18 protein-coding genes are annotated in these 14849 nt (G+C 50.4%); 13 read left to right on the top strand and 5 right to left on the bottom strand.

The window, feature by feature from the left end:
• The first annotated feature begins 45 nt into the window (after positions 1–45).
• From MHH78_RS15035 to MHH78_RS15060, 6 genes are all read left to right on the top strand, one after another.
• Entirely contained in the window at positions 46–789 is a 744-nt protein-coding gene (locus MHH78_RS15035; RefSeq protein ID WP_341167857.1) for an N-acetylmuramoyl-L-alanine amidase family protein, read from the top strand.
• A gap of 38 nt (positions 790–827) precedes the next feature.
• Positions 828–1358, top strand: coding sequence for a DNA topology modulation protein (locus tag MHH78_RS15040; protein ID WP_341167858.1), 531 nt, complete (start codon positions 828–830; stop codon positions 1356–1358).
• A gap of 85 nt (positions 1359–1443) precedes the next feature.
• On the top strand, positions 1444–2325 hold the full coding sequence (locus MHH78_RS15045) for an AraC family transcriptional regulator (RefSeq protein ID WP_076081698.1): 882 nt from the start codon (positions 1444–1446) through the stop codon (positions 2323–2325).
• 107 nt (positions 2326–2432) lie between these two features.
• A complete protein-coding gene (locus MHH78_RS15050; protein ID WP_341167859.1) occupies positions 2433–3053 on the top strand; it encodes an immunity protein Imm33 domain-containing protein in 621 nt (206 codons plus the stop codon).
• 115 nt (positions 3054–3168) lie between these two features.
• A complete protein-coding gene (locus MHH78_RS15055; protein ID WP_341167860.1) occupies positions 3169–4011 on the top strand; it encodes a GNAT family N-acetyltransferase in 843 nt (280 codons plus the stop codon).
• Between the two features lie 152 nt (positions 4012–4163).
• Complete coding sequence (locus MHH78_RS15060) at positions 4164–4595, top strand: hypothetical protein (RefSeq protein WP_341167861.1); 432 nt, start codon at positions 4164–4166, stop codon at positions 4593–4595.
• Between the two features lie 85 nt (positions 4596–4680).
• Here MHH78_RS15060 and MHH78_RS15065 read toward each other — a convergent pair whose 3' ends face one another.
• Both MHH78_RS15065 and MHH78_RS15070 read right to left on the bottom strand, forming a co-directional pair.
• A complete protein-coding gene (locus MHH78_RS15065; protein WP_341167862.1) occupies positions 4681–5028 on the bottom strand; it encodes a DUF4260 domain-containing protein in 348 nt (115 codons plus the stop codon).
• A gap of 13 nt (positions 5029–5041) precedes the next feature.
• Positions 5042–5653, bottom strand: coding sequence for a TetR/AcrR family transcriptional regulator (locus tag MHH78_RS15070; RefSeq protein WP_340827326.1), 612 nt, complete (start codon positions 5651–5653; stop codon positions 5042–5044).
• A gap of 318 nt (positions 5654–5971) precedes the next feature.
• Here MHH78_RS15070 and MHH78_RS15075 point away from each other — a divergent pair, with 318 nt between their 5' ends.
• Positions 5972–6994: an ATP-binding cassette domain-containing protein gene (locus MHH78_RS15075; RefSeq protein WP_051478741.1), complete on the top strand. Its 1023-nt coding sequence runs from the start codon at positions 5972–5974 to the stop codon at positions 6992–6994.
• Entirely contained in the window at positions 6991–7803 is an 813-nt protein-coding gene (locus MHH78_RS15080; protein WP_036733200.1) for an ABC transporter permease, read from the top strand. Before MHH78_RS15075 ends, MHH78_RS15080 begins: the two co-directional genes overlap by 4 nt.
• Before the next feature lie 92 nt (positions 7804–7895).
• On the opposite strand, the gene MHH78_RS15085 is transcribed toward MHH78_RS15080, so the two are convergent.
• Both MHH78_RS15085 and MHH78_RS15090 read right to left on the bottom strand, forming a co-directional pair.
• The gene (locus tag MHH78_RS15085) at positions 7896–8426 is read right to left on the bottom strand and encodes a GNAT family N-acetyltransferase (RefSeq protein ID WP_341167863.1); all 531 of its coding nucleotides are present in this window, start codon (positions 8424–8426) and stop codon (positions 7896–7898) included.
• Between the two features lie 377 nt (positions 8427–8803).
• Positions 8804–9025, bottom strand: a complete 222-nt coding sequence (locus tag MHH78_RS15090) for a hypothetical protein (RefSeq protein WP_341167864.1) — start codon at positions 9023–9025, stop codon at positions 8804–8806.
• 372 nt (positions 9026–9397) lie between these two features.
• On the opposite strand from MHH78_RS15090, the gene MHH78_RS15095 reads away from it, so the two are divergent.
• The 4 genes from MHH78_RS15095 (at position 9398) to MHH78_RS15110 (ending at position 13707) form a co-directional block, all read left to right on the top strand.
• A complete protein-coding gene (locus MHH78_RS15095; RefSeq protein ID WP_036733209.1) occupies positions 9398–10954 on the top strand; it encodes an ABC-F family ATP-binding cassette domain-containing protein in 1557 nt (518 codons plus the stop codon).
• A 116-nt stretch (positions 10955–11070) separates the two neighbouring features.
• A complete protein-coding gene (locus MHH78_RS15100; protein ID WP_341167865.1) occupies positions 11071–12195 on the top strand; it encodes a PTS transporter subunit EIIC in 1125 nt (374 codons plus the stop codon).
• A gap of 16 nt (positions 12196–12211) precedes the next feature.
• Positions 12212–13135 carry a DUF7638 domain-containing protein gene (locus MHH78_RS15105; protein ID WP_341167866.1) on the top strand — a complete coding sequence of 308 codons (924 nt, stop codon included), beginning with the start codon at positions 12212–12214 and terminating at the stop codon, positions 13133–13135.
• Between the two features lie 74 nt (positions 13136–13209).
• The gene (locus tag MHH78_RS15110; protein WP_076086062.1) at positions 13210–13707 is read left to right on the top strand and encodes a YcxB family protein; all 498 of its coding nucleotides are present in this window, start codon (positions 13210–13212) and stop codon (positions 13705–13707) included.
• 67 nt (positions 13708–13774) lie between these two features.
• On the opposite strand, the gene MHH78_RS15115 is transcribed toward MHH78_RS15110, so the two are convergent.
• A complete protein-coding gene (locus MHH78_RS15115; protein ID WP_341167867.1) occupies positions 13775–14146 on the bottom strand; it encodes an iron chaperone in 372 nt (123 codons plus the stop codon).
• 213 nt (positions 14147–14359) lie between these two features.
• Here MHH78_RS15115 and MHH78_RS15120 point away from each other — a divergent pair, with 213 nt between their 5' ends.
• The gene (locus MHH78_RS15120) at positions 14360–14824 is read left to right on the top strand and encodes a hypothetical protein (protein ID WP_341167868.1); all 465 of its coding nucleotides are present in this window, start codon (positions 14360–14362) and stop codon (positions 14822–14824) included.
• The last annotated feature ends 25 nt before the right edge of the window (positions 14825–14849 follow it).

Genomic DNA, 14849 nt, shown 5'->3' on the forward strand with positions numbered 1-14849 from the left:
GGAAGTAGGCAACGTGCAGGAAGTGAGCGAGAAGGAGCAACCCGAATGAGGAAAATGTACCTGATAGCCGCCATATGGCTCAGCCTATTACTGCTGGCGGCATGTAGCGATGGCACCGGCAGCGGTTCTGGCGGGAGGATTGCCGATACCAGCCTAAGTGCAGGTCCGGCTGAGGATGCAGTGCTCCATGTGCATGCTGCCAGATCGGATCAACCGCAGAGCAGCAGCCAGCCCTACCTGGGCAAGGTCTATAAGGTTGTGGTAGATCCGGGACACGGCGGTGAAGATCCCGGGGCAGTCTCCGTCAGTGGACGCCTGGAGAAGGATTTCAATCTTAGCCTGTCAGAGAAAATCGCAGCCCAGGTGGAGCAGGACCCGCAGCTTGAGATCCTGCTTACCCGGACCGGGGATGCTTTTATCTCCTCACAAGAGCTGTTCCGGCCCCAGTTCGCCAACAACCTGGCCGCAGACCTGTTCATCTCCATTCATGGCAATACCTATGAGGAGGCATCAGCATCGGGTACAGAAACCTTTTATTATCATGAAGAATCCTTGGCTTGGGCCGAGACTATACATAAGCATGTCATTCAAGCTACCGGTCTCAAAGACCGCGGCGTGAAGAAAGGGAATTACTTCGTTCTGCGCGATACGGTAATGCCGTCGGTGCTGCTGGAACTGGGCTATTTAACGAATCCCGGTGACGAGGCGAAGATGTGGACCTCCGGGTTCCAGGAGAGCGTGTCCTCTGCTGTTGTAGATGGGATAAGAGAGTATTTGGGGCTGGAGTGATGGATCACCACGATGTCAAAATGCACAAGGAGAAGCTTATGAACCGGATCTTAATTCTCGGATCAGGAGGATCAGGCAAGTCTACCCTGGCCCGTCAGCTTGGCGGCCTTCTTCATCTGCCGGTCGTACATCTGGATGCCCATTTCTGGAACCCGGACTGGGTTCCTAAGCCAAATGAAGAGTGGGACGAACTGGTGCGGCAATACACCGACCAGGAGCAATGGATTATAGATGGTAATTATTCAAGGACCATGGAGCTAAGGATTAAGCGTGCCGATGTCATTATTTTTCTGGATTTACCCCGGATATTGTGTATGTATCGGATTGTGAAGCGTCGTCTTATGTACCATAACCAGACTAGACCGGATATGAACGAAGGCTGCCCGGAGAAGCTCGATTGGACTTTTGTGAAATGGGTCTGGAACTATAAGGCACGAAGCCGTGCTGTCACCCTGGAGAGACTCAAGCAGACCGGAGCTCACCAGCAAGTGCTGATCGTAAATACAAGGCGGCAGGTCAAGGAATTAGTCAAGAGCTTCGCGGATGCAGGCATTCATAGCATTGCTTAGGAGGACCCGTTAATATGGTGCAGGAACTGTCGGATGCATTCCCTGCGTAGCTGTTACTCTGATGGGGAGGAAAGGGAGGGACACGATGAACCTGCTGGAAGATATGAATGCTGCACTCTTCTACATTGAAGAGCATCTGGACGACGAGATCGATGTAAAAGTAGCTGCGGGCTACGCGTTATGCTCGGAGTATCATTTTACACGGATGTTCTCCTTCCTGGCCGGTATCCCGCTCTCGGAATATATCCGTCGCAGGCGTCTTACGCTGGCTGCCTTCAAGCTGCAGGGGAGCCAGCACCGGATTATTGATGTTGCTCTGGAGTATGGATACACTTCGCCGGATGCATTCACAAAAGCCTTTCAGCAGCTTCATGGCGTAACGCCTTCAGAAGCAAGAACGGCAGGGACACCCCTGAAGGCCTTTCCTCGAATGACTTTTCAGTTAACCATCAGAGGAGGCAGTGAAATGAATTACCGTATTGAGGAGAAAGAGAGTTTCCGGATCGTTGGACTCAAGAAAAGGGTAGCTATCCAGTTCAGCGGGGTGAACCCGGAGATTGCTGCCATGTGGCAGAATCTGAGCATGGAGATGATAGGGGAGCTGAAGGGGCTGTCGGATATGGTCCCGTCAGGACTGATCAGCGCATCCGTGAATTTCTCGGAAGGACGGATGGATGAACGCGGGGAGCTGGATCATTATATTGGAGTGGCTACCACGCAGGAATGCCCGACGTCCTACGCCAAGCTGGAGGTTCAAGCGTCTGCATGGGCCGTGTTCGAAGTGGCGGGTCCCTTTCCGGGCACGCTCCAGAATGTCTGGGGCCGGATCTACTCCGAATGGTTCCCCTCTTCCAATTACGAGCAGGTCGAAGGGCCGGAGCTTCTGTGGAACGAAAGCAAGGATACCCACTCGCCAACTTTTAAAAGTGAAATATGGATTCCGGTGCGGGAAGCAGTGCGCCGTTAACGGTGCAGGTATTCAGCCAGAGCGGACAGGGCTTCCAGTCAGAATGAATAGTGCCTCCTACAATCGGGTAATGGTAGTCTAGTATAACTAACTAGGAGGCATACTTCATGGAGTGGACTTTGGAAGATGTGGAAGAGACGAGCCGGTTGCATCCGGAGTCGTTCTTTATTCCTGCAAGACAGGAACGGGAGACACAGGGTACGGGGAGAATGGTGCGGCTGCACTTCATGTTGACCCAACCGGCTGAAGGGCAGCCACGGGCTGAACGGATGTGGGTGGAGATCACCGGGAGAGATCCGGTTACCGGGCGGTACACGGGGCTATTGACCAATACACCGGGGGTTATCCAGTCGCTCCAGCTCGGAGATCCGGTGGAGTTCGAACCCAGACATATCGCCCAGACGATTCTTAGAGAAGGAGATCCGGCATGGGTCGAAGCTGGGGAGAAGGCGGGTATGGTCACCAGGCAATGCCTGACGCCAGGCAACGGTGTGCGCTGGATGTACCGGGAGGCCCCTACCCGTGAGGAGGACAGCGGCTGGCGGCTGTTCACCGGAGAAGAAGATAACCCTTATCTGAGCGACCCGAAGAATACGGCCATCATGAATGTGTATGATCTGATCGACCGGGACCCGAGCTTGCTGGAGCCTTTTAAAGGAGCTGTGGGTACAGCGTTTGAACGGAGCGGACCGGGTGCCGCGTGGGTAGAAGTGAAGAATTGGCGGTAGGCATGATATACTAGGCTGGCGGACACAGGTAACTGTGGCCCCGGCCTTTTTTACTAGGAGAAGGGGAGAAGGGCAGATATACATAACAGGTAATTAACTGAGAGGAAGGATTAGATTGATTGAATTACAGTCTAGTGAGTATAGTAGAATCAAGCATCTTCTAGCGCATAGAGAAGGAGAATTCATCTTTGTATTTGTTCATGGGGTTATAGATCTTAATCAGCCAGGCAGAATATTTGTGAATAAGTTAGATCAGCCGACTGCAGGGCTTGTCGCAAGCCGAGGCGGAAAATACTATCTGTTCGGGCAGGAAGATGACGAGCAGTTCAATCGAAGCATACTTGATTTCTTAGCCAATCCGGCCAATCACGCGAATTTCTATGATTTGTACTTTTCCTCCAGTCAATGGCTTGCGGTGCTTAAAGAACCTTTGAAAGACAACACAGTGGAGCTCAGTAGAACACATTATAAGATGAACAGTAACGCTAAAGCTCCTGCTGACATTCAGGAGGATTCTGGAGAATTTGTTTTAATTAGAATTGATGAGCAGTTGTTTGGACGCTACATTCAGGAGATGGACGATAGTTACCGATTACTGTGGACTTCGGCTGAGACCTATCTGGACAGGGCATTTGGTTATTGTTATTTGAATGAGAGCGGATTTGTAAGCGCTTGTAACACTTTTTATGTGGGTGGCGGCTATATTGAACCGGATATCATCACGCACAAGGAATACCGTAATCAAGGGTTGGCGTTCAGACAGTGTCAAGAATTCATAGCGCTTGGCCGTCAGCGGCAGCTAACAACATATTGGGATTGTGATACCGGCAATACTGGCTCCAATCATCTGGCCGCTAAGTTAGGTCTGGTGAAGGTTGGCGAAGTTCCTATTCTGTGGTGGCATGAGAGTAAGGAAGTCATTGCGAAATATTTAGCCGCCTACAACTATAATACCTAAGATTGGATGCTGTACTTTTGTAAAATTCACTTGTGGAGGGGACCGAACTGAAGCACATATATTACTTACTGCTGGTCGTACTGCTCATAGCTGGCTGTAACACGAATAAGGAGACACAACCTACCCCTGAGCGGCCGGAGGTATTGGGAGACATGCCTGAAGATATGCCTGAAGATTTCGACTTTCTCGTCCGGTACGGGTATGGAGAGGTCTCCAAGAATGAGATTAACACTTATCAGGATACCGTGGTAAAAGATCTGATCGTGAACGGAACGGCTACGGCGAATATTACACTGACCGGAGAGGAAATGCGCAGCATCTATGAGCGGATGAGAGGGATCAGCATCATGAGTAAGATGCAGCTTGTGCCCGCCAAGCAGAGCTGTTCGGTGGTCCCTTACCAGGAAGACAGCTGGAGGATCACTGTAAACGGATTCACACGGAATTGGTCCTGGTCCGGCGAGAATTGTGAGCTTACGGAAGATGCAGAGAAGCTGCTGGAGCTGCGGAACTTCATCGCGGACATCGTAGCGGGTAAGGAGGCGTACCAGGAATTGCCCGAAGCTGAAGGCGGCTATGACTAAGCAAACAGAATATAGAGCATATACCTGCAAGCTTACTCCGCAAGTCCGATCCCGGGGGACCTGGGCTTGCGAAAGTTCCGCTCTCTTACAGCCTTTGGATATGTGTTTCTTTGAAGTCCGTTTCATATTTCAACCCATAGCCGACCATTCGGTCCATACCAATATGCGCAGTCCAGATGAAGCCAATCATGATAAGCACATCAATGGAGTAAGCCAGGCCCGGCAGTAACAACAGCAGTGGTATAGGGAACGTATGGGCTAGATTATATACATATGCTCCCACCTTTTTATTAAACGCATACCCTAACATGAATATATCGGGAAACAGCAACAGTAACAGGAAGAGTCCCCAGCTGTATCCGCTGGATAAGTAAAAATAAGCGCTAAGAGCCAGAACAACAAAGCCTTCAATTCTAATTAGTATTTGATTCATCTTCTCACTCTCCTTATTGTTGGTCTGCAGAGCGAATTCCGTCAAGCATCCATCCGATTCCCCGTGACACGGTGGCCAGTGAGAGCGGCTCGGATGATATGGAGACAGGAGCTTGAAGAGTCAATCCGTCGAAGACAGCCTGAAAGAGAGAGGCCAGCATATCTTTCTCAGGCTGCTCCAATGGCAGCTCCATGCGATCAATGATTTCTAGAATGCCTAACCTCATTTCCTTGTAAAGTTCCTGCACTTGCCTGGCGAGCTTTTCGTTGCTCACACTCTCTGTCCAAAGGCTGATCAACAAGGTGAACCACTCCGGGTTTTCTTTTCGAAATTCAACCACATGGAGCAATCCCTGGTGAAGCAGCTCTGCAGGAGATACGTTCAAATCCAGCCTCGTGAAGGCTTCCTTCATTCCTTTGTTAATCATCCACTCCCGGACCACTTCGACCAGCAGCGTTTCTTTTGTACTGAAGTGGTACCCGATTAACCCTTGAGCCACACCAGCCTTGGCTGCAATGTCCTTCATGGTTGCCTTGGTATAACCCACCTGCCCGAATAATGTGAATGCCGCTTGCAGAATGGAGCTTCTACGCTCATCCTTATAGGGTGGTTGTGTTGAATTCATTGCGGGTTCCCTCCAATACTGTTTGAATGAACAGTCAATTAATATAGACCCATCATAATACTGTTTGTTCGAACAGTCAACGAACATTTTTTATGCGGCACACTAATATCGCTTTTGCTAAAGCCGAAAGCGGTTACTAATAAGGAATACACAGTGTACGACTGCAAGCGTACTCCGCAAGTCCGATCCCAAAGGATCGGATTTTTGGTTTAATGGGATAGGGAAACAGCAACCGGACAGAGTAGAAGGAGGTTTAAATTCAGTTTAAATATGTCGGTTACTATCCTTTTAGAATCAGCAATCAAGGAGGAATAAAGCATGAAGCAGACACAATCAGCAGGGCAGGGCGGCAGCTATGCCATTGAGGCGCAAGGATTGGTCAAAATCTACGGGAGCAACCGGGCCGTGGATGGTGTAGATCTCAAAGTAGGCACAGGAATGATCTATGGGGTGCTGGGTCCCAATGGTGCCGGGAAGACAACCGTAATTCGCATGCTGGCGACCCTACTTCGGCCTGACGCAGGTTCGGCGCGTATCTTCGGACATGATGTGGCAAAAGAACCGCAGATCGTGCGTCAGTTAATCGGAGTGACGGGTCAATATGCGTCAGTGGATGAGTCGCTTAGCGCGACTGAGAATCTGATCATCTTCTCCAGGCTGCATGGCCTGGGGCGTGCGGAGTCTCGCAGCAAGGCCTCTGACCTGCTGGAGGAATTCGGCTTGACGGAAGCAGCGAAGCGCCCTTTGAAGAATTTCTCCGGCGGGATGCGCCGGCGGCTGGATCTGGCGGCCAGTCTAATTGCGCAGCCTCCGCTCATTTTCTTGGATGAGCCGACAACGGGGCTTGATCCCCGGACGCGCAATCAGATGTGGGAGACGATCCGCAAGCTGGTGAATACGGGATCAACGGTCCTGCTGACGACCCAATATCTTGAAGAAGCGGATCAACTGGCGGACCGGATTGCCGTGATTGATACCGGTAAGGTGGTAGCAGAGGGAACAGTTGATGAACTCAAGAGCTCGGTTGGCAACTCCTCGCTTCACCTGAAGGTGGTCCATCCGCAGCAGTTACTGAAGGCGCGGCAGATTGTGGAGCAGGTGCTTCAGGTACGCTCTAACCTGTCGGCAGAAGCAGCCAAAATTATCGCACCGATGGGGAACGTGGACCGGGTAACCGATCTCTTGATCGCACTTCGTGAAGCAAGCATACCGCTGCTTGAGATGAGTGTGCAGAAGCCAACGCTGGATGAAGTATTCCTGACCCTAACCGGTCATGGCGTCAAGGAAGATGCGGGGCTTGTCCCGGATAGTACACAGAAGAAGGAGGGAGTATTAGCATGAGTACTTTAATTAAGCCGGGTGTAGACCGTAATTTGAAAAACCATACCAGCTTTGGCCAAGTGGTACGTAATTCCTTTACGATGGCCTACAGAGGACTGCTCAAGATCCGGCGTACACCGGAGCAATTGTTTGACGTCACGTTTCAGCCGATTATTTTCACCTTGATGTTCACGTATATTTTCGGCGGGGCGATTGCCGGGGATGTGGCAAGTTATCTGCCGGTAATTATTCCAGGAATCTTGGTACAAACCGTAATCACGACCTCGGTCGTTACCGGTGTCCAGCTACGGGAGGATATGGAAAAAGGGGTGTTCGACCGCTTCAAATCGCTGCCGATTGCCCGGATTGCCCCTCTCGCAGGGGCACTGTTAGCAGATACTATACGTTACACGATTGCTACGGTACTCACCTTCGTAATGGGCTACATTATGGGCTTGCGGCCGGAAGGCGGCATCGGAGGGGTTGCCCTGGCGGCGGTTCTGGTCATCGGATGCTCCTGGGCCATCAGCTGGATCTTTGCCTTTTTCGGTGTGATCGCCCGCACGGCTTCCAGTGTACAGGGGATTTCAATGATCGTGTTATTCCCGCTAACCTTCCTCTCGAATGCCTTCGTGCCGGTTGATACGATGCCGAAATGGCTTCAGTGGTTCGTGAATAACAATCCGATCTCGCATCTGGTCACTGCTGTCCGTGAACTGGTCAACCATGGAACGGTAGGCAGTGATCTGGTCTACTCCCTGATCGGAGCCGCTGTGATTGTGGCGGTCTTCGCTCCGATTACCGTACGTGCGTATATGCGCCGGACATAAGTCTGGTTCAGTAAGACGTCAACGAATGCAGGGATGCATCTGTTGGCGTTTTTTTGTATGCGAAAAACCGAACACAACATGACCAGTCAGGCTCAGGAACTTTGAGTCCATTCCGTTAGGGATAGCTCATAGTCAACAAAAGTCTGTAATTCCCCATGCTGATCTGCCCAGGCATTCTTTCGTACCGCTATTTTACGGAAGCCGAGTTTCTCATACACATGCTGTGCTCTGGTGTTCTTAAGATTCGTATCCAGTATGATCTTGTGAAACCCCTGTGTTTCAAACAAATAACGGACCAACATACCTAAACATTCTGTGCCTGCCCCTTTGTTTTGTTGATTGTAATCACAGATTTTAATCCCCATCTCCGCCACATGTCCAGAAACCGCACTGTAGCTCATTTCACCTGCGGGAGTACCATCAATTTCAAGAATCAGACGTCCTTTCCGTTCAGAGTCTGTCCCGGTCTGCAATTGGGTTAACACCTCTTGTTCAGTGATTCCTAAGCCCTCAGGAAATCCGGCATGCGCCATGACATCTCCGTCGTTCCACCAGTTGCATAACAGCTCTGCATCGGCCACAGTTGCATCCCGGATAACCAAGTTTCCTTGTTCCATATACATTTTGTACACCTCCATGACTCCAGATCAGCATAGCTTCATCGTAACATGCCATGATTTCCACGAGAATGGAGAGTATTATTTTATACAAATTGTATTAGGTTTAAGAGTATTAGCAGCGATAGATTCAGCAGCAGCCCCAGTACAGATAATTTGTTTCTCTTAAGAATTCCAAGCACACTGATGCAAACAGCAAAGAGCAGAAGGAAGAATACCAGATACAGGGAAATGTCGGCGTAGAGGGCCAAGACCTTCGACCCTTTGTCATTTAAGAGAGCACCGTCATACAGGTTCTTGTACCTACGGTTAGCATAAATTAATACACTGGTGATAAAAACTGAGGATAATAACACAGGAATAGCAGTTAGACCTCTTGTTTTTTACTCATATCTACCTGCTGTAATGGACCATACCCCATAGATGGCAAATCCCGCAATCAGGCAGATCAAGTACATCTGATAGAACATCAGCCCTTCCTCCCGGTCCCCGGTTCCGCCCCCATCTGGTCCTGAAGCATATAACAATAAGTTTGTTATGACCAGCATGAAATTTAGGAGTGCGTATTTAATGGCGCTGATTCCTATTCCTGTAATCTCCCGCATCCTTACCTCCGCATAATGATGTGATTCTCATGTGTCGTCTTTTTGTTCTACAGTCACAACTATACTATTCAAAAATAAAATCTGGAGATATCTCTCTAACCAATATAATACAAAAGATAAGTAGGTAGTAAGGTTTTCTTCCGCATTTACAGAATCCGCAAACTGATTCCAGAGAGCTGTAACTGCAGGACATTGAGCTTGTAGAGTATAAGCATATAAAGGGACCGGAGGTATACGATTTTCCGCCAAATTACCTGGATATGTTGAGAAAGATGTAATTGAAGCCGCTTTTTTCATAAACCTTCTGGAGTTGTGGCGCGTTAGCCTTTATAATATGACGAGAATATAGAATAAAGGAAAAGGTGTAACTTCATGAGCATATTAAATGTAGAAAAGCTAAGTCACGGCTTCGGGGACCGGGCCATCTTCACGGATGTCTCCTTCCGCCTGCTGAAGGGTGAGCATATCGGTCTGATCGGCGCCAACGGTGAAGGTAAATCGACCTTCATGAATATCATTACCGGTAAGCTGCAGCCGGACGAAGGCAAGGTGGAATGGGCGAAACGGATGCGTGCCGGTTATCTGGATCAGCATGCGGTGCTTCAGCAAGGGCAATCCATCCGGGATGTGCTGCGCGGGGCCTTCCAATATCTGTTCGATATGGAACAGGAGATGAACGACATGTACGGCAAGATGGGGGATGTGACCCCTGAGGAGCTGGAGCAGCTGCTGGAGGATGTCGGAACGATTCAGGACATGCTGACCAGCCAGGACTTCTATATGATTGATGCCAAAATCGATGAAACCGCGCGGGGACTCGGTCTGACCGACATCGGTCTGGACAAGGATGTCAACGACCTCAGCGGCGGTCAGCGGACCAAGGTGCTGCTGGCGAAGCTGCTGCTGGAGAAGCCGGACATTCTGCTGCTCGATGAGCCTACGAACTATCTGGATGAACAGCATATCAACTGGCTGAAGCGTTATCTGCTGGATTATGAGAATGCCTTCATTCTGATCTCGCATGACATTCCGTTCCTGAATAGCGTGATCAACCTGATCTACCATATGGAGAACCAGTCGCTGTCGCGTTATGTGGGCGATTATGAGTATTTCCAGCAGGTGTACGAAGCGAAGAAGTCGCAGCTGGAATCCGCGTTCAAGCGCCAGCAGCAGGAGATTGCCGATCTGAAGGACTTCGTGGCCCGCAACAAGGCCAGCGTAGCGACCCGCAATATGGCGATGTCCCGTCAGAAGAAGCTGGATAAGATGGAGGTCATCGAGATTGCCAAGGAGAAGCCGAAGCCGCAGTTCAACTTCAAGCAGGGGCGGACCTCCGGCAAAATGGTTTTTGAGACCAAGGATCTGGTAATCGGGTATGATTCCCCATTGTCGCGTCCGCTGGACCTCAGCATGGAGCGCGGGCAGAAGATCGCCCTCGTCGGTGCGAACGGTATCGGTAAAACCACGCTGCTGCGCAGCATTCTCGGCCAGATCCAGCCTATCTCGGGCACAGCCCGGCTTGGCGATCTGCTGGAGATCGGGTATTTCGAGCAGGAAATGAAGGAATCGAATTACAACACCTGTATCGAGGAGATCTGGAACGAATTCCCGTCTTACTCCCAATTCGAGATTCGTGCAGCGCTAGCGAAGTGCGGCCTGACCACCAAGCATATTGAGAGTAAAATCGCTGTCCTGAGCGGTGGCGAGAAGGCCAAGGTACGTCTGTGCAAGCTGATTAACCGGGAGAGCAATCTGCTGGTACTCGATGAGCCTACTAACCATCTCGATGTCGATGCGAAGGAAGAATTGCAACGTGCGCTCAAAGCGTATAAGGGTAGCATTCTGCTGATCTCGCATGAGCCTGAATTCTACCGTGATATCGTAACCGATACCTGGAACTGCGAATCATGGACGACCAAAGTCTTCTAGAGAACCGAGCCGGCAATAACGCCGGTGTTGAGCTTGACCCGTAGGAGGGTACTTTGCGAAAAGTGACTCTTGCGGGTCATTCGTATTAAAGTGGAGTAAGAATGCAGGGGGATCATATGAACGTAGTGAATGAGGAGACAGTCGTGAAGCCATCCAAACGCAGTCTGGTCAATATCATTATTGACGGCATTTCTGGTATTTTTCTTCCCATAGTTAATATATTGAGCGCGGCAGGAATCATGAAAGGGCTTCTGGCTGGTGCAGTGGCGCTGGAGCTTCTAAGCAAGACGGAAGGCACCTATACGGTGCTGAATGCCATGGCGGACAGCCTGTTCCATTACCTTCCGCTGCTGCTGGCGTTTACGGCAGCCCGTAAATTCGGGGCCAATCCTTTTACGGCGGTCGTTATAGGCGGGGTTATGCTATATCCCAGTCTGACTACACTATTTGCGAACAACGAAGTCATTGAGTTTATGGGCATGAGCATCAAGCCAGTGAATTATCCTGCAAGCGCTATTCCTATCATCCTGGCGGTAGGTCTGCTGGTCTATGTTGAGCGATTCTGTGTCAAAATATTGCCGGAGGTCATCCGCGGCTTCTTCACTCCGCTGATCTCCGTGATCGTGGTATCGTCGGTGACGCTGCTGGTATTCGGACCGATGGGGGCGCTGGCCGGTGACGCCCTGGCAGACGGGTACCGTACAGTGTATAATCTCAGTTCAGTCGGCGCCGGAATGGTGCTGGGGGCGATCATTCAGCCGATGGTCATCTTCGGCCTGCACTGGAGTCTGGTGCCGCTGGCGATCAACAACATCAGCACGGGTGGATCAGACACGATCCTCGCGCTGATGGGTCCCGCTGCATTTGCCCAAGCGGGAGCAGCGCTGGCAGTATTCATCAAAGCCAAAGACAAGCAGTTCCGCACCTTAAGCCTGTCGGCATCGATATCGGCCTTGTTCGGTGTCACCGAGCCTGCAATGTTCGGGGTCAATCTGCCGCTGCGTAAGCCGATGATTATTGTCTGCATTGCAGGCTCGATTGGCGGCGGGATGGTCGGGATGTTCGGCTCGTCTGCGATTTCGTTCGCTTTTCCGGGGCTGGCTACGCTGCCTGCTTATCTGGGGGAAGGGTTCGGCGGCTTCCTGATCGCATGTACCACCGGGTTCCTGATAGCCCTGATTGCAACGTTGTGCGTGAAGCTTGGACCGGAGCCAGTCGTCGAACCACTTGCCAAATCCTAGCTAAGGGGGATTACACATGAGAAAGATTAGAAGAACCAAGACGGTGGAAGGGACTTCCATTCCCGGAATCATCCATAACGGAGGAAGTTACTTCTATATTAATGTAGATGTGTACGAAGACGGCATGGTCAACTGCTGGGAGCTTACAGATCTTAAGGGCTTATCCGGCAAAATAAATTCAGGCTGGTTAACGCCGGCAGTCCCCTCCGGGAAGCAGCTGTCCATTCATGGACTGGGTGCGTATACGGTAGAGTCGGCAATGTGGACTTACAACGCTGCAAGCTATTACCAGCATATTCAGGAAACAGTGAGCCTGCTGAACCCGGACCATACGAATATCTATGAGATTTCGGACCGGGAGCAGGAGCAGAGTGAAGCGCGCCGGATTGCGCATTCACCTTCCTCTACGGAATTCTATGTCAACAGCGAAATGTTCTACCAGACGACGGAGGGCAAAAGTGTCCATCTGTTCATGAAGAATAGCGGCGCAGTATACCTGGTCGATGTTGTGATATACAAGGACGGAAAGGTAGCGGTCTATAACCTGCCTGCTGACGCAGAATATACGCTGGAGCAGCTGGACGCGCTTGTTGCAGATAAGACCTTCTTCACGACAATGGATACTCCTGTAACGGTACATATTCTGCAATTGGGCGAGGTTACATTAGGCGAAGCCCTATACTCTGCCGATGCACAGGAGAAGCTCAAAGAGCTGCATAACCTCCACAAGCAGCTGAACGGCGAGCAAACGGCGCATGAAGCGTGCCGGGCTGCCTATTATGCTTATCTGGAGAATCCGGGTGAATACTACCGGGAGCAGCTTCGAATCAAATATGAGCTTGTGCCGGAGCATGAACGGATGTATCTGGGCGATATGGATACGAAGGATTGGGATTACCAGCGAATCCTGTATCATCCCGAAGAGACACGCGAAGTGTGAACGGGGCAGGATTTTCTACGCGTTGGATGCTATACTACTATAAGTGATGAAGTGAAGAGATAGAGGGTGGCAGGATGGAGACAATCAGCTTTCATTATGGACGGCATATTTCCAAGGTGGCGCGGGCATTATATTTCCACTCGTGGAAATCTATACTATCGATTGGCGTTCAAGCGGTATTTATAGCGGTGTGCATGATTCTGTATACTCAGAACCAGTCGGTCATTTTGCTCGGCATATCGATTACGCTGGTTCTGACTATGGGAATGTCAATCGTGATGCGAACCTTGCTTTTACCGAAGATATTGTCGGCAGATACAAGGTACAATAAGGAATTTGAATATCTTTTCGATGCAGAGGGGATCAATTTCAGTCCGGAGAAGGACGCGTCCGTCATGACCTGGGGCTCTTTCACCCGGGTATGGGAGAACCAGAGCTACTATCTGCTGTTCTATGGGCCACAGGAATATTGGTTCGTTGCGAAGCAATCGTTCGAGGATGCCGCACAGGAGCATAAATTCAGAGCGTATGTGTCAGATCACCGCAAGATTGTCAGTGGCGTGATTTGGTGACAAAAAAGAAGGACATGCTACCCGCGCATGTCCTTTTCTGTATCCGGGAGCGGATGATTAGCCGCAGCTATACCCGCCAAAAGCTTGTGCAATCCGCCTTGTCGGCAATATTGTACTCGATCAACTGTCTCAGCAGGCCGTAATCTACCGGATTCGTCCATTTCATGCGGATCAGCAGCTTGGTGTGATCTACTCCGCCTTGCTTCAGGACCTCTTCGAAATGATCCATGCCTGCTTTTTCCGGGGCGACAGCCATATGCCCTTTGGCTACACTGAAGCCGATAATGTATGTTCCGTGATCGGTGAACATCGGCTGGTTCCAGCCAATTCTCGGTTCGAGCTGCGGGAACTCCTGCAACACCCAGGCGAGTACTTCCTCCACCGTTGCCTGATGGACCGGATTATCGATCTTAGCCAGATACTCTGCAAACACATCCATGGTGCGTCCTCCTGATCTATGTCAGCCCTTATGCCCTCCATAATATCTTGTAGCCGCAGGATAGTCAAAAATTTTATTGAATAAATTTGATTAACCATCACAATGGGAGGTGTTGAATGATGAAGGAGTAGGGCTCCCTTCCTCATTCCAGCATTTCCCTGTATGATAGAAGAAGCTTGTTGTTCTTCAGGATAAATGAGAAGGGGGATAGAGATGGAGAAGAGGATTGGGTTCAAGGGCAAACGTCCTGCTGAATTGCCGGCGACTATAAGCGTGCTGGCTCTTATGGTATTCTGGATATGCTATTTCCTTCGCTTTGACCGAACTACTCCGCTGAAGTATCTTTTGGTCTATCTCGTCGTCGGAATCGCAATCGCCGTTGCAGGAATTATGATCTATCGTCTACTGACCTTCAACCGGGCGTTCAACATAGAGATAAGGCCGGAAGCCCTGCAGATCAAGAATAGAGAGATTGAAGCCTCTGCTATTAAGCGGATTTTCATCAAAGGCGACTTCATACCCGTAATCGCAGTAAAGCCCAGAGCCAATCTGCTGGTTACTTATAAGTACTGTTTTCGCTTCGCCGAGCAGGAAGATCAAGGGATACGGGCGCTAACGGAATGGGCGGAGCGGCATCAGATCGAAGTGGTACATAAGAAGTTTGTGAGATGGTTGTAGTTAACTAAGGGATGGAGAATAGGAG

Source organism: Paenibacillus sp. FSL H3-0333 (genome assembly GCF_038002805.1).
Taxonomy (GTDB): domain Bacteria; phylum Bacillota; class Bacilli; order Paenibacillales; family Paenibacillaceae; genus Paenibacillus_AQ; species Paenibacillus_AQ silagei.